Below are 16,806 nucleotides of genomic sequence, written 5' to 3'. Positions count from 1 at the left end.
CTGTGGCCAAAAAACTACCCTTTTTTTATCAAAGGAATTACTTTTGTTCCAATGAGTTCTATCGCATTCATTAATTGGTTGTGAGTAAGCCCTGCATTATCCATTTGGAAAGTAAATCTTGAAATCCCGCCAAGTGATTCGCTGTGTCGCAAAATTTTCTCAGCAACACGCTCCGGACCACCTACTATCAAAACGCCTTCGTCATCAATAAGTCCATCGAATTTGGCTTTTGTTACTGGTGGCCAACCGCGCTCGAGTCCTAGTTTTGTCCAAAGTTCAGCGTAGCCCGGATAGTATTCTTCAATTGCTTTATCTGTTGTAGTTCCAACATAACCTGGCGAATGTATTCCTACTTTAAGTTCTTCTGGTTTATAACCTGCAGCTGCTCCAGCTTGACGGTACAAATCAATCAGTGGACGAAAACGGTGTGTCTGACCTCCAATTATCGCTACCATTAAAGGCAAACCAAGGCTTCCAGCTCTAATAAACGATTCTGGAGTTCCTCCAACGCCTAACCAAACGGGCAGTTTTTCCTGCAATGCCCTCGGATAAACCGGAAGATTATTTATTGCTGGACGAAATTTTCCTGACCAAGTCACAAATTCATTGTCTCTAACTTGTAAAAAAAGTTCCAATTTTTCTTTAAAAAGAGCATCATAATCATTCAGATTAAATCCGAAAAGGGGATACGCTTCAATAGATGATCCTCGTCCTACAACAATTTCAGCTCTTCCTTTAGAAATTAAATCTAATGTGGCAAAACTTTGATACACTCTCACAGGATCTGCAGCGCTTAAAACCGAAACAGCACTCGCTAATCTAATGTTTTTTGTCCTTGAAGCTGCGGCACTTAAAATTACAACTGTAGCCGAATCTAAAAACTCTTTTTTATGATGCTCTCCAATTCCAAATACATCAAGACCAACTTGATCTGCCAATTCAATTCTTTGAAGGAGCTGTTCCATAGCATCAACACTGCTTAAACTGTTGTTGCTTCCGTACATTGCCGAAGCAAAACTATCTATTCCTATTTCCATTTTTTTAATTTTTTAGCTTTAGTCTTTAAGCAATTAATGTGAAAATCCCAGCGAGACACTTGTAATAATGATTAAAATAACGATTGAAGTAATCACTACATAAAGGTAGTCTTTCTCTAAAAGGAAAGAAAACAACGAAAGTAAAACTCGAAATACCGGCGTTAAAAACAGCAGTATAATTCCAAAAAAGATAAGCGATTCGCCATTTCCTTGAATAACGCCTTTGTAAACAGAAGATATTACTTCAAAAATATTTTGGTCATTTTCTTTAAAAACGGAGTAATCTTCAATAGCTGTAGAATGTCGCATTAAATATACAATTCCGCCAACAAAAGCCACTGATAATGAAGTCCAAACGCCATAGCGCAATAGATTCCCTATAATGGATTGAAAGTCTTTTTCTCCAAATTTTTCGTTTTGCATAACTTTAGATTTTTCCATTAATTCCGTTATAAATCATATTTACTGCAAGTACAAAAATCAGACAGGCAAAAAATATTCTCAGTTTTTTAGGGTTTGTTTTCACTAATACTTTGGCTCCCGCCATTGCTCCAAACAAAACGCCAATAACAACAGGCATACAAATTCCGGGTTCGATATATCCTTTTTGAATGTAAATAACAGAACTTGCCATTGCCGTAACGCCCATCATAAAATTGCTGGTTGTAGTCGAAACTTTAAACGGAATTTTCATAATATTATCCATAGCGATTACCTTGAAAGCACCAGAACCAATTCCGAGCAAGCCCGACATCATTCCGGCAATTCCCATCATTCCAAAACCTCCAACTACATTTTTGGTTCCGTAACTGATTACTTCTCCGTCATGCGAAGGATAAGTTCCCTGAAGTTTTAGCTTTTTTGCTAATGAACTAGATTCTAATACGATATGTTCTTCTTTTTTTCGAAGTGAGTTTATAGCCGAGAAAATTAAAGTAAGTCCGAATAAAACGGCGATGAATGAAGTAGGAGCAATTGTGGAAAGCAATGCACCGCAAACAGCACCGATTGTAGTGGCAATTTCGAGGAAAATTCCCAGACGCATATTGGTAATTCCTTCCCGAACATAAGCAGCTGCAGAACCCGAAGAAGTTGCAATTACTGAAACCAATGCCGCGCCAATAGCATAATGAATATCGACTCCTAAAATGACTGTTAAAAGCGGAATAATAATAATACCGCCTCCTAAACCTGATAATGAACCAATAAAACCCGCTAAAAAAGCGCCAAGAATCATAATCAGGGTAAATGTAAGTACTGTCATTCGGATAAATTTTGTTTCCGCTAATTTACGAATAGAAATTTGCTGAGGGAGTTTTTAGGAGCTTAAAAAATACTTAAAAAGACGAAAACGTTTTTTTTATTTTACGGAACGACGTTGAAAATAAACATTTTTTTGTACCGATGAAATGTTCCTATGGAACAGGATGCCTATTTAACTTAAAAACTTAGGAGACCTTTTTATTACTTAGAGATCTTTACGTTTAATTTCAATGCATTAAACTTTTATTAACAAAAACTAAAACTTCATTAGTTTATATTTGTAAGAAGAAATTAATTCTAAAAGGCTGTCTTTATGAAAATCAAGTTGTTTGTTTACCTATTTCTATTGGTCATTTTTTCAGGATCGTCATATAGCCAAAATGTAAAATTGATTAATGTTGATCAGCTTTACGAAAGAATAAAAAATGGAAAAGACAGTACTTACGTAGTCAATTTTTGGGCAACTTGGTGCGCACCTTGTATTAAAGAATTACCACATTTTGAAAAGTTGAAATCCGAATTTAAAACAGAAAAATTAGCGGTATTATTAGTTAGTGTCGATTTTAAATCAAAATTAAGCACCTCAGTTATTCCTTTTGTGAAAAGAAAAAACCTGAAAAATGAAGTCTTTTTATTGAATGAAAGCAGTCCGCAGGAATATATTGACCGTATTGATCCTTCTTGGTCAGGCAGTATTCCGGCAACCATTTTCATCAAAGGTGATAAACGAAAATTTGTCGAAACGGAATTTACGTACGAACAATTATTAAATGAATATAAAAAACTGTAAACCTCTTAAACCATGAAAAAAATAATTCTTTTATTAGTACTGGCATTTTCTGCTTTTATTTCTCAGGCTCAAAATGCAACGCTGAAAGCTGGAGATCCTGCACCAGATTTTAAATTGAAAAATGTGGACGGTAAAGAAATTTCTTTTGCAAGTTATCCAAAAGCAAAAGGCTTTATCGTAGTTTTTACCTGTAATACTTGTCCGTATGCTGTAGCGTATGAGCAAAGAATTATTGAGTTGGATAAAAAATTCAGATCTCAAGGATATCCTGTAATTGCTATTAACCCAAATGATCCTGAAGCTTCAAAAGCTGATTCGTTTGATAAAATGCAGGATTTAGCAAAAGAGAAAAAATATCCATTTCCATATTTGTATGATGCAGGACAAAAAATTACAGATCAATATGGTGCAAAACATACACCGCATCTTTTTATCGTTTCTAAATCGGCAAAAGGAAATGTTATAGAATATGTTGGGGCGATTGACAATGATCCAGAAGGAACAAAAACAGAAAAAACGAAATATGCCGAAGAGGCTATTGCAGCATTACAAAGCAATAAAAAACCTGCAGTGACACAAACAAAAGAGATTGGATGTACTGTAAAAAGAAAAGCAAAAGCTTAATTTTTAGATTTTCTTCTAATAATAAAACGCCTCATTATTGAGGCGTTTTATTTTCTATAGACTTTTTAGTTTTTTCATAAAGACAGGAAATACTTCATTCAACTCGTCAAAAAGAGGATTTTTTCGGTGTTTTAATTTTATTTCTCCAAATAATTTCAAGCCAAGTGCAAACTGAGTTGCTTCTTCAGGCGTATCAAAAAGGTTTTTGTTTTTCATTCTTTCGATAATAGTGAAAATTTCATCGTGATTATCGAAATCTAATTCAAGTTCTTGGGCAGGCTCTGTTTCGCCGTTTGCATATTGCGACAATTTTAATGTCAAATGATATTTGTTAGATCTTTTTTCCATCTGATAATTACATAATTATTTTATCCATTTATCTACAATTACCTTAAAGGTTTCTTTGTATTGCTCTCCCACAGTTATTTCAATTTTATCTACAAAAATGGAGTTCTTGCTGATGGCACTTATTTTTTCTAGTGCAACAATAAAAGAACGATTCATTCGCATAAATTTTGATGAAGGCAGTTTTTCTTCAAGCGCTTTTAAAGAAATGAGCGACATTAAGGCTTTATCTGAATTTTCAAGATGCACTTTTACATAATCTTTCAAACTTTCGATATATAAAATGTCTTTTAAATTCACTTTTACCCAATGATATTCGACCTTTAAAAATATAAATTCATCATCAGGATTAAAAGAGTGGTTTTCTTGTGAAGATTCTTCGACCAATTGGCGCACTTTGTTTGCAGCGCGCAAAAATTCTTCATAACTAAAAGGTTTTAAAAGATAATCAATGGCATTAACTTTATAACCTTCAATAGCATAATGATTGTAAGCAGTTGTAAAAACAATCTTTGGCGATATTCCAGGCTGTTCTTGTAAAAGTCTTGCTAATTCCATTCCCGTTAAATTCGGCATATTAATATCCAAAAAAACAAGATCGGGCTGTTTTTCGCGAATTAAACCCATGGCTTCAACGGCATTGTCACAGCTGGAGATTAATTCCAGAAATGGTGTTTGCTCAATAAAAGTTTCTACGAGTTTTAATGCGAGTGGTTCGTCGTCTACTGCTATACATCTTAATGTTGTCATTAGTCTAAAGTTATTTGCAGTTTTACATTATACATGCCATTTTTGCCAATTCCAGCTTTTAATGAATGCTTGTTCGGATAAATTAAATGCAGTCTGCGTTTTGTATTTGTTAATCCAATACCGCCTTCGTCAGTGGTTGAAGATTTTTCGAAATAGGTATTTTCTACTTCAAATTCAAGAATGTTTCCCTTCTGTATAAGCGAAATATGTATTAGACTTTTATCAGTGGCATGAATACCGTGTTTAAAAGCATTTTCTACTAAAGGTAGCAATAACATCGGAACAATTGGGTAATCGTGTATTTTTTCTGGAATATCTGTTGTAATCGTCAATTTGCTGTTAGCTCGAAGTTTCATGATCGCGATAAAATCTCTCATAAATTCGGCTTCTTTTAGCAATGTCGTTCTTTCTTCAGTGCTGTAAAGAAGATATCGCATCATTCTGCTCAGCGTATGGAGCGCATTTCTCGAATCTTCAATATCAGTATAAGTAAGAGAATAAATGCTGTTAAGCGAATTAAAGAAAAAGTGCGGATTAATCTGTGCTTTCAGCATTGCTAATTCTGCGGCTGTTTTATCTTGTTCCAGTTTTTGTTTATGTTGGGCTGCTTTTTGCCAATATTGCAGCATTGACCAGCTTGTACTTATACCCAAAACCAGCAAAGTGAGCATTAAAACATAATTGTCAAAATAAGGATTTCTGTATTTTGTAAAACCTAAAACCAAACTTACTTTAGTGTGAACATCGGTTTGAGAAGAATAAAAATACGCGATAATCTGCATGGCAAAAATTATAAGAAAAGACCAGACTAAATAAGGAGTGGTGTTGTTTCTTATGATTGTTTTTGGAACTATGATTTTTGCATTAGAGTAAAAAATAATAATTAAGAGAATCAATATGATAATCTGCCAAAGCCAAAAAACAGACGGCAAAACTACATTCCATGTTATAGGAATATAAAATAGCATGATAAATCCCAATAATAACCAGGCAAGGATATGTAATCCCGCAAACATATAGGGTCTAGAAAGGTTTGGTGCCATTATAAGTTATGATTTTTATTGACAATATTACATTTTATTTGCATATGATCTTTTAACCAATCGTCCAAAATGGCGCTATAATCTCTAAAAACCGCTTTACAGACGACGAGCCTCAATTGAAAAGGCTGTAGATGCATCTGTATAATTTTAATCGTGTGACAATCCATTTATGTCGATTCTATTGGCCTCTACGTCTATTGAAAAATTGCCGCTTACACTATTTTAGTTCCTTTGTTTATTAATAAATAGATAATCTCATATTTGATAAAAATGAATAAGCAATCTTTTTTAGGCATTCTTGCTGCAACAGTTATCATCACTTCATGTGGAAATAAAAACGACCAAGCGGCACAAGCCGGAGCGGCTCAAGTTAAAGAGTATAAAACACTGGTATTGCAACCAGAGTCAGCAACATTAAATACTGATTTTCCTGCGAGTATTCAAGGGCAGCAAAATATAGAAATCCGTCCAAGAGTGGAAGGTTATATTGATAAGATTTTTGTTGATGAAGGTGCTGTTGTAAAAGCAGGCCAGCCTTTGTTTAAAATCAGTGCTCCAGAATATGAGCAGCAGGTTCGTACTGCGGCGGCAAGCATTAAAAGTGCTCAAGCAGAAGTAAGTGCGGCAAAACTGGCTGTTAACAAAGTAAGACCTCTTGTCGAAAAAGGAATTATAAGTAAATATGATTTAGAGTCGGCTCAATATACTTATGAATCGGCGGTTGCTAATTTGGCTCAGGCAAATGCGGCTTTAGTAAATGCTAAAACTAATTTAGGCTATACTACTGTAACAAGTCCAGTTAATGGAGTTGTAGGTTCAATTCCGTTTCGTTTAGGAAGTTTGGTAAGTTCAAATACAGCTGAAGCTTTAACGACTGTTTCCAGTATTGGAAATGTGTATGCCTATTTTGCTATGAATGAAAAAGCTTTACTGAATTTTACACAAAGCGGTTCTGGAACTACAATAGCGCAGAAAATCAAACAATTCCCACCTGTCTCATTATTACTTTCAGACGGTTCAGAGTACACTGAAAAAGGTCGTATTGAAACTGTAAATGGACTTATTAATACTGAAACTGGTTCTGTAAACATCAGAGCAAGATTTGCTAATCCAAAAGGAATTATCAGAAGCGGAAGCAGCACGACAGTTCGAATTCCAAATGAAGTAAAAGATGCTATGATCGTTCCTCAGAGCGCTACATTTGAACTTCAGGACAAAATTTTTGTTGTAACAGTAGGAAAAGACGGAAAAACGAAAAACGTCAATATTACCAAACTTGAAAACACAGCTGGAAATTATTATGTAGTAACAAGCGGCTTAAAAGCTGGAGATCAAATTGTATTAGAAGGAGTTGCCTCTTTAAAAGAAGGAAGCGAAATAAAAACTCAAAATCAGCAACCAGAAACGGTTTACGCAGACTTAAAATAAAAGCCAATGTTTAAAATATTTATACAGCGACCAGTACTTTCTACAGTAATATCGGTCATCATCGTAATTTTAGGTGTTTTAGGACTTGTTGAGTTGCCTATTTCTCAATATCCGGATATTGCACCGCCTACAGTAAACGTTTCAGCCAGTTATACCGGAGCCAATGCAGACGTAGTGCTTAAAAGTATTGTAATTCCGCTGGAAGAGCAGATTAATGGTGTGGAGAACATGACTTACATGACATCTTCAGCAACCAATGACGGAAATGCGTCTATCAAAATTTTCTTTAAAGTAGGAACAAACCCAGATTTAGCAGCGGTAAACGTGCAGAACAGGGTTTCTCGTGCAACAAGTTTATTGCCAGTTGAGGTAACTCAAGCAGGTGTAACCGTAACGAAAAGTCAGAGCAGTAACTTATTGATTTTTTCTTTATACAGTGATGACAAAGCTTACGATCAGACTTTTCTTCAAAATTATGCGAAGATCAATCTTGTACCGCAAATTCAGCGTGTTGTTGGAGTAGGAGATGTAACAGTTTTTGGGGCAAAAGATTACTCTATGAGAATCTGGCTAAAACCAGACATCATGCAGCAATACAAGCTGATTCCGAGTGATATTTCGGCTGCTCTAGCAGAACAAAATATAGAAGCGGCGCCAGGTAAATTTGGTGAAAATGGAGATCAGGCTTTTCAATACGTTATTAAATATAAAGGGCGTTTAACAAGTGCTCAGGAATTTGGAGATATTGTGATAAAATCTGTTGGAAACGGACAAATATTACGATTAAAAGATGTTGCTAAAGTAGAATTAGGATCTCTAAGTTATTCTTCTACCATTAAAACAAACGGAGTAGAATCCGCGGCAATGGCAATTAGCCAGACTCCAGGATCTAATGCACGTGACGTAATCAACAACTCGAAAAAATTGATTGAGGAAGCGGCAAAAAGCTTCCCGAAAGGAGTAAAATACACACTTTTAGTTGACGTTAACGAAAACCTTGATGCTTCTATTGAAAAGGTAATTCACACTTTGATTGAAGCTTTTATATTGGTTTTTATCGTAGTATTTATTTTCCTTCAAGATTTTAGATCTACTTTAATTCCGGCGATTGCAGTTCCGGTTGCTATTGTAGGAACGTTTTTCTTCCTTAATTTATTCGGTTTCACGATTAACTTATTAACGCTTTTTGCAATGGTTTTGGCGATTGGTATTGTGGTAGATGATGCTATTGTCGTCGTCGAAGCAGTGCACGCGAAACTGGATCATGGGTATAAATCGTCTAAAAAAGCGACAATCGATGCAATGAGTGAAATTTCGGGAGCGATTATTTCGATTACACTTGTAATGGCTGCCGTATTTATTCCAGTAACTTTTATTACAGGATCTACCGGAGTTTTTTACAAACAATTTGGTATCACATTAGCAGTTGCCATTATCCTTTCGGCTGTAAATGCATTGACTTTAAGTCCAGCATTATGTGCGTTACTTTTAAAACCTCATGCTGACGATCACAAACATAAAAGTTTTATTCAGAGATTTTATACCTCGTTCAACGTTGCATTTGATAATGTAACCAACAGATACAAACGCTCGGTTAGTTTTCTTTCCGTTAAAAAATGGATTGTACTTGCAGCGATTCTTATTGCCAGTGCAGGATTATTTTATATGATGAAAACGACACCTTCTGCTTTCGTTCCTGCGGAAGATCAAGGAACTGTTTTTGCTAATATTAGCTTACCGCCATCAGCTTCTATGGAACGTTCTGATGTAATAGCTAAAAGAGTAGACAGTATTGCGCACACCATTCCAGGTGTTAAAAATACCCTTCGTATTGTAGGGCAAAACTTTACAGCAGGTGCGGGTAGTGCATACAGTATGGTAATTGTAAAATTGTTGCCTTGGGATGAACGTGAATTAAGCGTTAATGACGTAATTGGACAGCTTTTTGCCAAGACAAGCGGTATTCGTGAAGCTAATATTTTCTTTATTTCGCCTCCAACTATTCAAGGTTTTGGACAAAGTGGTGGATTCGAATTTCAATTGCAGGACAAAGGAGGCCATACAACTGCCGAATTCTTTAAAGTAAATACTGAATTTTTAGAAAAATTATCGAAACGCCCTGAAATTCAATATGCAACAACGCCATTTAATCCAGGTTTTCCTCAATATATGATGGATATTAATCTGGCTAAAGCCAAAGATGCTGGTGTTTCAATCAATTCTATCTTGTCAACGATGCAGGGTTATTATGGTGGATTGTATGCTTCGAATTTCAATAAATTCGGAAAACAATATCGTGTTATGATTCAGGCTTCGCCAGAATTCAGGACCAATACAGAAGGATTGAACAAAATATTTGTACGCAACAGCGCTGGAAATATGGCGCCAATTACAGAATTTGTAAAAATGACCAGAGTTTTTGGACCTGAATCTATCTCGAGATTTAACCTTTTCTCTTCTATTGCAATTACCGGAGCTCCAAATACTGGATTTAGTTCTGGAGATGCTATTAAGGCAATTCAAGAAGTTGCAGCAGAAAATCTTCCAGCAGGTTACGGATATGAATTCTCAGGATTAACTCGTGAGGAATTAGCTTCAGGAAGTGAAACTATTTTCATCTTTATTCTGTGTTTGGTTTTTGTTTATTTCTTGTTAAGTGCGCAGTATGAGAGTTATATCCTCCCATTTGCTGTATTATTCTCGATTCCGTTTGGATTAGCCGGAGCTTATTTGTTCTCGATTATTTTCAAACTAAACAGTAACATTTATCTTCAGATTTCCTTGATCATGCTTATCGGACTCCTTGCGAAGAACGGTATTTTGATTGTCGAATTTGCCCTTGAAAGAAGACGTAAAGGATTGCCGATTGTTCAAGCAGCAGTTGAAGGAGCCGTAGCGCGTTTAAGACCAATTTTGATGACATCTTTTGCTTTTATCTTAGGACTTGTACCGTTGATGTTTGCATCAGGAGCGGGAGCTGTCGGAAATAAATCAATTGGAACTGGAGCTGTTGGAGGTATGTTAATCGGAACCATTTTAGGAGTTTTTGTTATTCCGGTTTTGTTTATCGTTTTCCAGACTTTACAAGAAAGAATTAGTGGTCCGGCAAAGGAAAATTACGATGACGAAGGCGATGATGACGAGGAAATACAACTTATAGAAGCTCATAAAGAGTAATAATTTAATTCAGAAGAAATGACTCATAGTTCAAATAAATATATTCTAATGGTAATTGCAGCCGCGCTTTTAAGTGCATGCTCAATTACTAAAAAGTACGAACGACCAACAACACTGTCGACAGATAAGCTTTATCGTGATCAGGCTTCCGCCGATTCGACTACGATTGCTAATATGCCTTGGCAGAGCGTTTTTAAGGATGAAAAACTAAATGCGTTGATTCAAAAAGGATTAGATAATAACCTTAATTTGAAAAATGCTATTGAAAATATTATACAGGCTCAAGCTTCGCTTCGTCAAAGTAAATTGGCATATTATCCAACATTACAGCTCGATGCCAACGCAACACGAACCAAACAATCTGAAGCAGGATTAAACTTTCCTGCAGGAATTAATATCAATACCCTGACTACAACTTATAAATTAGGTTTAAGCACATCTTGGGAAGCTGATATCTGGGGGAAACTAAGCAGTTCTAAAAGAGCAGCTTTAGCTTCGTACTTAGCTACAGATGCAGCGAAACAAGCGGTTCAGACACAACTAATTTCAGACATTGCAAATAATTATTTCTTGTTATTAGCATATGACAAGCAATTGAAAATCACGCAGGAAACATTAGAAAGCCGTGTAAAAAATGTAGAAACTATTAAAGCTTTAAAAGAAGGTGCAATTGTAACTGGTGCGGCGGTTGTACAAAGTGAGGCCAACCAGCATGCAGCCGAAGTTTTGATTCCGGATTTGAAACAAAGCATTCGTGAAACCGAAAATGCTATTAATATTTTATTAGGACAAGCACCAGGACCAATCGACAGAGGAGAATTAGGAACGCAGGTTATTCCTGAAAATATTGCAATTGGTGTGCCTTCTCAATTATTACAGAATCGTCCAGATGTTCGTCAGGCAGAATATAATTTCAGAGTTGCTTTTGAATCGACAAACCTGGCTAGAACCTATTTCTACCCAAGTTTAACGCTCACAGCAAGCGGTGGGTTTTCGAATTTAGAATTAAAAGACTTTTTCAGTAATTCTATTTTCTATTCGATAATTGGCGGATTAACGCAGCCGATTTTTAATCAGGGTTTAAATAAAACAAGATTAACAACAGCAAAGTCGCAACAACTGCAAGCGTATAATAATTTCCAGCAAAGCCTATTGACGGCTGGGCAGGAAGTTTCTAATGCTTTGTATTCCTACCAAATGGCTGTTGAAAAACAAGATTCAAGAGAAAAACAAATTGAAGCCTTAACTAAAGCAGTTGATTATACACAACAGCTTTTAGAATATAGTTCTGCTACGAATTATACAGATGTATTAACATCAGAACAAAACCTTTTGGCAGCGCAATTAAGTGGTATAAATGATAATTTGCAGAAACTGCAGGCTGTTGTTAATTTGTACAGAGCTTTAGGCGGCGGTTGGAAATAATCGAAATTACTCTTATTTAAATATTTAAAAAACGCCTCAAATCTGAGGCGTTTTTTATTTGAAGTTTTATGTCGGTTATAAAGTCCTGTTCGTCGATTGGTTTAGTGGTTCTGTATAATGAATGCGATAATCAATTTTATTGGCATTACTTTAGCTTTGTTTAAATCAAATTAACATTTAAACAATAGAAAACATGAAAAAATTAGTATTCGCCTTAGTGCTCTTTATGAGTATATTTTTTGCTCACGCACAAGTTTCAATTAATGTAAACATTGGAACTCCTCCTAGCTGGGGACCAGAAGGAAACGATGACAGCAGATATTATTATTTACCTGATATTGATACTTATTATGATGTTGCTCAAAGTCAGTACATCTATGCTAATAATGGTAAATGGGTTCGTGACAGCAGGCTTCCCTCAAAATACAGACAATATGATTTGTATGGAGGTTACAAAGTAGTTTTAAATGATTATAAAGGAAATACTCCTTACACATATCACACTAAACACAGAGCAAGCTATCCTAAAGGATATCATGGAGCACCTCAAAAAAACAGAGGAAATAAACCTGAGAAAAACAAATCTTATAACAACCAAAAACCAAAAAGAGATAATCCGAAAAATACCAAAGGAGATCCAAGAGGAAATTCTAAAGGAGATTCTAACAATGATCATAAGCAAAAACACGATGATCGCCACTAATTCAAAAACATGACAAATGAAAAACGCCTCAAATTATTGAGGCGTCTTTTTTTAGTACAACTATATAGTTTTAGATTAATTCTTTACCTTAAAAAACACTTATATTTGTTATTCACTTTAAGCTGAACGGCTTTCAAAATTAATAAAAATGTTTGATGTTCTTTTTTCTCATATTCTTAAAAAAGTATCCTTGACGGAGGAAGAAAAAAGCACTATCAAAAGTTTTTTTATTTCTAAAAACCTTCGAAAGAAAGAATTTTTACTTCAAGAAGGAGAAATTTGCAGTTGCCTTTCATTTGTATCAAAAGGCCTGCTGCGTTCTTATTATATTGATGACAAAGGCGACGAACATATGAACTTGTTTGCTTGGGAAGGCTGGTGGTCGTCTGATATTTATAGTTTTAGCTTTGGTGAAAGTGCTCAATTTAATATTGATGCGCTAGAAGATTCTGAATTGCTTATGATTACAAGAGAAAATTTAGAGAAAATGACTTTACAGGTTCATAAAATGGATCGTTATTTCCGTATTCTTTTCCAAAATAGTCTCGCAACAAAAGAACGAAGATTAGTCAGTTCGAATTCTTTTACTGCAAAAGAAAAATACATTCAATTAGCTGAAACCAATCCAGAAATGATTCAGCGCGTTCCTCAAAATCTAATTGCTTCTTATCTGGGTTTAGCACCAGAAACATTGAGCCGTATTAAAAAAAATATTGCTTTGGGCAAATAATTTAACTGCGTAAAATTAATGCAATACTTGATCCAGATCAATTGGCAATAATTTACATCGCCTTAATTTTGTTTTTTTAATATAAAAATTTAAAATACAAAAATAAAGATGTCACAAAAAGCACTCCCTAAAATATTGATCACTGGCGCTACAGGTCAGGTCGGAAGTAAAACAATCAATTTTCTTTTATCAAATTCTGACGTAGAAATTATTGCAGCAGTACGAACGGCAGAAAAAGCAAAACCTTTTACGGCATTAGGCATCAAAACAGTAATACTTGATTTTGATGATGAAAATACACATTTACCTGCATTAGAAGGCATTGATCGCATTTTGATAGTGACAGGTTATACTGTTGATATGCTTCGCCAAAGCAAAGTTTTATTAGACAATGCCAAAAAAGCAGGAGTAAAGCATGTAGTACATTTAGGCGCGTGCGGGCCAGATAACACTACTATCGGACATTGGGCTTGGCATCAGTTGGTAGAACGTTATATAGAGTGGTCTGGTTTTACATTTACGCATTTGCGTCCTGAAACTTTTATGCAGAATTTGCTCAGTTATGGAGGTAAAAAAGCGATTACAAACGGCGTAATAAATGCATATGTTGAAGGCGCACGATTGAGCTGGGTTGATGTAGATGATGTGGCTCATGTTGCTGCGATCGCATTGCAAAATCCTGAATTACATTCTGGAAAAACATACCGATTAGGATATGATGCCTGTTCGTTTGATGATTTGGCTGTAAAAATGACTTCAATAATTGGTAAACCTTTTCGTTACGAAGCGCTTTCTCCCGAAATATTTCTTCAAAATATGATTGAAGCTGGTGCAGAGATGGCTTATATGGGCTGTGTTTATGAACATTGGAAGAGATATGCAGCTGGAACAATTCCAGGTGCAGATGAAACTTTTGATAATTTTGAAGGAATTACAGGAAAAGAGCCCACAAAATGGAATGACTTTATCGAAAAACATAAAGCAGAATTGAATTATTAGAAATATTTGCAAATAAAAAAAGCCTTCAAAAATTACATTTGAAGGCTTTTTTTTATAATTAATAACTCAACTTTTAAGTTGAAAAAGTCAATCCTTTAGCTTTAAAACTGCTAAATAAAACTTGACGAGCACTGCTGACAGATTCTTCGGTACGGTAAATACTGCACCAGAATTTTATTAGTAATTTATATTTTCCATCAGAAATTGCAGTGTAAAAAATTTGCGGTGTTTTAGTTGTATTCACTAATGCTAAACTTTCAAGAGCCTGCATTACAGTTGCATTTATATCGTCTGGAGTTGTTTCACCACTTATTTCTATTGAAATTTCTACAAGTTTAAAATTGTCTGTATACGTCCAGTTGGTAATGTTTTGAGATAATAAATTTCCGTTCGGAATAATAATTTCAGCACCGTTTGGAGCATTAATTTTAGTTGTACGCAATCCCATTGATTTTACTCGGCCAGATTCTGAACTGATTTCAATTACATCTCCAATCTGAATGGGTTTGTCAAAAATTAATATGACTCCAGAAACAAAGTTATTTACCACATTCTGAAGTCCAAGTCCAACACCCACACCTAAAGCACCCAAAAGTATACTCAATTTATCTAACGGCATTCCCGAAGCGGCAACCGCTAAAAGATAACCTCCAATTAAAACAATAAGTCTTGTAATCAATAGCTTAGAGTGTTGTCTTTTATTAACGTTTTCTTCGTTTTCATCATCAATTTCACCAAAAAAGTAAGCTACATATTTTTGAAGCAAATGAGCAATCCAAATAATTATAAAGAAAAGTACAATATTTCCTAAGGTAAAAGTAATGCTTCCGATAGTATTAGGATGACTTAACAGCGAACCTAAAGAAGAACGAAGTGATTCCCAAACATTTAAATTAGAAGCAATTACAACAAGCCACATATAACTGATTACAATTATAAAAGGCTTTTTGAGTGTTTCAGATAAATTTTCGTGATCAAAAAGCTTTTCGAAACCACGTTTGATTCGCGTTGTATAGATCTGTAAAATAATAATTTCTAAAATTATTTTAAGAAGTACACTCAAAGCAATTATCTGCGTAAGCGAAATAAAAGCAGTCAAGCTCAACATATTCGAAAGAGATACTCTTCCAAAAAGATTGTGAAGTATTGATAATCCGTTCAATGCAATAAAAATAATGCTGGCCCATTTAAAGAATCCTTTTATATACAACTGATCTTTAATGCTTTTGATTTGAACCAAACCATAGCGAATTCCAAAAACATTAATAATAATAAAAGCACAGCGCTGTATAAGCCCAACTTCTATAAATAAATCAAGGAAACAAAGGGTAAAAAACAATCCTAAAAGAATGATCCAATTTCGCATTGATTTTTTTGACCATTTATCTTTGAAAAGGAGGGTCAGAATTCCAAGTAAAATAAGATGAAGCAATTCCAAGAACATTGCAGGAGCATATAAATTACTGACTACTGCAATATTAAGTCCGATTACTAAAACGGGAAGCAATACACCTCTGTTTAAATATTTAAAGTTAAACTGAGCTAAGTTTTCAGAATATCCGTTGGTTCTCAGGTATTTTAAATTACGCGAAATATACCACGCCAAAAGTCCCATAAAGAAGATTAAGGCAATCAAGCCACCAGTGCGATAACTCAAATAGTAGGCAGCGACATTTTCTTCGATAACTATTTTAGCTCCAATATTTTGTGCGGTAGTTTTTCTCGGAATAGAATCATTAATACTCCATAAAAAAGGATATTCTTTATGCAGCATGCTGATTCCTGATTTTTCAAGGTGGTTTTCCACTGTAATTATAGCATTCGAAACTGCAATTTTTCGTTGTACAGTAATCCTTTTTTTGGTGTTCAGAATTCCTTGATTTTTAGTCATCAGGCTATCTGTACTCAGGTATTTCTTTTTAAGATTTGCAAATTCTCTTTTAAATTGCTTGCGTCGAATCGTATCTTTTATAAGGGCCATCAACGTTTTGTCTTTGCGCAATTCGATAAATCGGCCTTTAATTTTTTCGAGATTTTCGTTTCGTAAATTAATCGCAGCATTTTGCTCGTCTAATTGCAGCTGAATCTCTTTTAGAACCGTGTGATACATTTGCTGATTGCGCACATTTGGGTTGGCGCCTTTCAAACTTGCTAAAATGAGGTCGAGTTTGCTTTGAGTTCTTTTGATTTCGCTAAACAAATGATGCGAAGCACTGTCAAAATCAGCATCGTTGTAAGCAGATTCCATTACTTCGCCAGCTTTTTCTATAGCCATTAAATAATCGCTGTCTGTAGTAGTTTCTTCAAATAATTTTGAGCGGCTTTCTTTTTTTTGCGGCTGCGTCTGCGAGTAGGAAAGAGGCGCGAAAAATAATGCAGTCAGTAAGGCGAATAAATAGAGATAACTTCTTTTTTGAATCATAATTTAAAGAATAAATTTAGGGTCTTCAAATTTAATTTTTTTTAATCGACTTCCGTGTGATAGTGAAGAA

Annotated in this window: 15 protein-coding genes; 8 read left to right on the top strand and 7 right to left on the bottom strand. The window is 35.0% G+C overall.

The genetic code is table 11. The features are described 5' to 3' along the window. Positions 1-14: 14 nt before the first annotated feature. From IR010_RS02025 to IR010_RS02015, 3 genes are read right to left on the bottom strand one after another with little or no spacing between them, the layout of a single operon-like run. Entirely contained in the window at positions 15-1,037 is a 1,023-nt protein-coding gene (locus IR010_RS02025) for an LLM class flavin-dependent oxidoreductase (protein WP_194566471.1), read from the bottom strand. A 33-nt stretch (positions 1,038-1,070) separates the two neighbouring features. Continuing rightward, positions 1,071-1,460, bottom strand: a complete 390-nt coding sequence (locus IR010_RS02020) for a DUF1634 domain-containing protein (protein WP_029269820.1) — start codon at positions 1,458-1,460, stop codon at positions 1,071-1,073. Between the two features lie 4 nt (positions 1,461-1,464). Beyond that, positions 1,465-2,301: a sulfite exporter TauE/SafE family protein gene (locus IR010_RS02015; protein ID WP_194601162.1), complete on the bottom strand. Its 837-nt coding sequence runs from the start codon at positions 2,299-2,301 to the stop codon at positions 1,465-1,467. Between the two features lie 312 nt (positions 2,302-2,613). On the opposite strand from IR010_RS02015, the gene IR010_RS02010 reads away from it, so the two are divergent. After that, positions 2,614-3,090: a TlpA family protein disulfide reductase gene (locus IR010_RS02010; protein WP_194601159.1), complete on the top strand. Its 477-nt coding sequence runs from the start codon at positions 2,614-2,616 to the stop codon at positions 3,088-3,090. 12 nt (positions 3,091-3,102) lie between these two features. Continuing rightward, positions 3,103-3,714 carry a thioredoxin family protein gene (locus IR010_RS02005; protein ID WP_194601156.1) on the top strand — a complete coding sequence of 204 codons (612 nt, stop codon included), beginning with the start codon at positions 3,103-3,105 and terminating at the stop codon, positions 3,712-3,714. 54 nt (positions 3,715-3,768) lie between these two features. Here IR010_RS02005 and IR010_RS02000 read toward each other — a convergent pair whose 3' ends face one another. Genes IR010_RS02000 through IR010_RS01990 form a run of 3 tightly spaced genes read right to left on the bottom strand, consistent with a single transcriptional unit; the run spans position 3,769 to position 5,852 of the window. After that, positions 3,769-4,062, bottom strand: a complete 294-nt coding sequence (locus IR010_RS02000; protein ID WP_194601153.1) for a DUF3861 domain-containing protein — start codon at positions 4,060-4,062, stop codon at positions 3,769-3,771. A gap of 15 nt (positions 4,063-4,077) precedes the next feature. Next, positions 4,078-4,809, bottom strand: a complete 732-nt coding sequence (locus IR010_RS01995) for a LytR/AlgR family response regulator transcription factor (RefSeq protein WP_194566462.1) — start codon at positions 4,807-4,809, stop codon at positions 4,078-4,080. Beyond that, a complete protein-coding gene (locus tag IR010_RS01990; RefSeq protein WP_194601150.1) occupies positions 4,809-5,852 on the bottom strand; it encodes a sensor histidine kinase in 1,044 nt (347 codons plus the stop codon). Before IR010_RS01990 ends, IR010_RS01995 begins: the two co-directional genes overlap by 1 nt. Positions 5,853-6,122: 270 nt before the next feature. Here IR010_RS01990 and IR010_RS01985 point away from each other — a divergent pair, with 270 nt between their 5' ends. The 6 genes from IR010_RS01985 to IR010_RS01960 all read left to right on the top strand — a co-directional run bounded on the left by IR010_RS01985 (position 6,123) and on the right by IR010_RS01960 (position 14,314). Next, on the top strand, positions 6,123-7,280 hold the full coding sequence (locus IR010_RS01985) for an efflux RND transporter periplasmic adaptor subunit (protein WP_194601148.1): 1,158 nt from the start codon (positions 6,123-6,125) through the stop codon (positions 7,278-7,280). 6 nt (positions 7,281-7,286) lie between these two features. Next, entirely contained in the window at positions 7,287-10,457 is a 3,171-nt protein-coding gene (locus IR010_RS01980; RefSeq protein WP_194601145.1) for an efflux RND transporter permease subunit, read from the top strand. 18 nt (positions 10,458-10,475) lie between these two features. After that, positions 10,476-11,882, top strand: a complete 1,407-nt coding sequence (locus tag IR010_RS01975; protein ID WP_194601142.1) for an efflux transporter outer membrane subunit — start codon at positions 10,476-10,478, stop codon at positions 11,880-11,882. A 193-nt stretch (positions 11,883-12,075) separates the two neighbouring features. After that, positions 12,076-12,585, top strand: coding sequence for a hypothetical protein (locus IR010_RS01970; protein WP_194601140.1), 510 nt, complete (start codon positions 12,076-12,078; stop codon positions 12,583-12,585). Between the two features lie 148 nt (positions 12,586-12,733). Then, entirely contained in the window at positions 12,734-13,315 is a 582-nt protein-coding gene (locus tag IR010_RS01965) for a Crp/Fnr family transcriptional regulator (RefSeq protein WP_194601137.1), read from the top strand. A 108-nt stretch (positions 13,316-13,423) separates the two neighbouring features. Then, entirely contained in the window at positions 13,424-14,314 is an 891-nt protein-coding gene (locus IR010_RS01960) for an SDR family oxidoreductase (RefSeq protein WP_194601134.1), read from the top strand. A gap of 73 nt (positions 14,315-14,387) precedes the next feature. Here IR010_RS01960 and IR010_RS01955 read toward each other — a convergent pair whose 3' ends face one another. Then, on the bottom strand, positions 14,388-16,736 hold the full coding sequence (locus IR010_RS01955) for a mechanosensitive ion channel family protein (RefSeq protein ID WP_194601131.1): 2,349 nt from the start codon (positions 16,734-16,736) through the stop codon (positions 14,388-14,390). Positions 16,737-16,806: the final 70 nt, after the last annotated feature.

Source organism: Flavobacterium sp. MR2016-29, from assembly GCF_015350695.1.
GTDB lineage: Bacteria > Bacteroidota > Bacteroidia > Flavobacteriales > Flavobacteriaceae > Flavobacterium.
The sequence above is the reverse complement of the archived record's forward strand: the minus strand, read 5'-3'. Positions and strand labels throughout refer to the sequence as shown.

Bases quoted from the DNA above. Each gene is read 5' to 3' on its own strand.
- IR010_RS02025 (WP_194566471.1), bottom strand. From the start codon at position 1,037: ATGGAAATAGGAATAGATAGTTTTGCTTCGGCAATGTACGGAAGCAAC.
- IR010_RS02020 (WP_029269820.1), bottom strand. From the start codon at position 1,460: ATGCAAAACGAAAAATTTGGAGAAAAAGACTTTCAATCCATTATAGGG.
- IR010_RS02015 (WP_194601162.1), bottom strand. From the start codon at position 2,301: ATGACAGTACTTACATTTACCCTGATTATGATTCTTGGCGCTTTTTTA.
- IR010_RS02010 (WP_194601159.1), top strand. From the start codon at position 2,614: ATGAAAATCAAGTTGTTTGTTTACCTATTTCTATTGGTCATTTTTTCA.
- IR010_RS02005 (WP_194601156.1), top strand. From the start codon at position 3,103: ATGAAAAAAATAATTCTTTTATTAGTACTGGCATTTTCTGCTTTTATT.
- IR010_RS02000 (WP_194601153.1), bottom strand. From the start codon at position 4,062: ATGGAAAAAAGATCTAACAAATATCATTTGACATTAAAATTGTCGCAA.
- IR010_RS01995 (WP_194566462.1), bottom strand. From the start codon at position 4,809: ATGACAACATTAAGATGTATAGCAGTAGACGACGAACCACTCGCATTA.
- IR010_RS01990 (WP_194601150.1), bottom strand. From the start codon at position 5,852: ATGGCACCAAACCTTTCTAGACCCTATATGTTTGCGGGATTACATATC.
- IR010_RS01985 (WP_194601148.1), top strand. From the start codon at position 6,123: ATGAATAAGCAATCTTTTTTAGGCATTCTTGCTGCAACAGTTATCATC.
- IR010_RS01980 (WP_194601145.1), top strand. From the start codon at position 7,287: ATGTTTAAAATATTTATACAGCGACCAGTACTTTCTACAGTAATATCG.
- IR010_RS01975 (WP_194601142.1), top strand. From the start codon at position 10,476: ATGACTCATAGTTCAAATAAATATATTCTAATGGTAATTGCAGCCGCG.
- IR010_RS01970 (WP_194601140.1), top strand. From the start codon at position 12,076: ATGAAAAAATTAGTATTCGCCTTAGTGCTCTTTATGAGTATATTTTTT.
- IR010_RS01965 (WP_194601137.1), top strand. From the start codon at position 12,734: ATGTTTGATGTTCTTTTTTCTCATATTCTTAAAAAAGTATCCTTGACG.
- IR010_RS01960 (WP_194601134.1), top strand. From the start codon at position 13,424: ATGTCACAAAAAGCACTCCCTAAAATATTGATCACTGGCGCTACAGGT.
- IR010_RS01955 (WP_194601131.1), bottom strand. From the start codon at position 16,736: ATGATTCAAAAAAGAAGTTATCTCTATTTATTCGCCTTACTGACTGCA.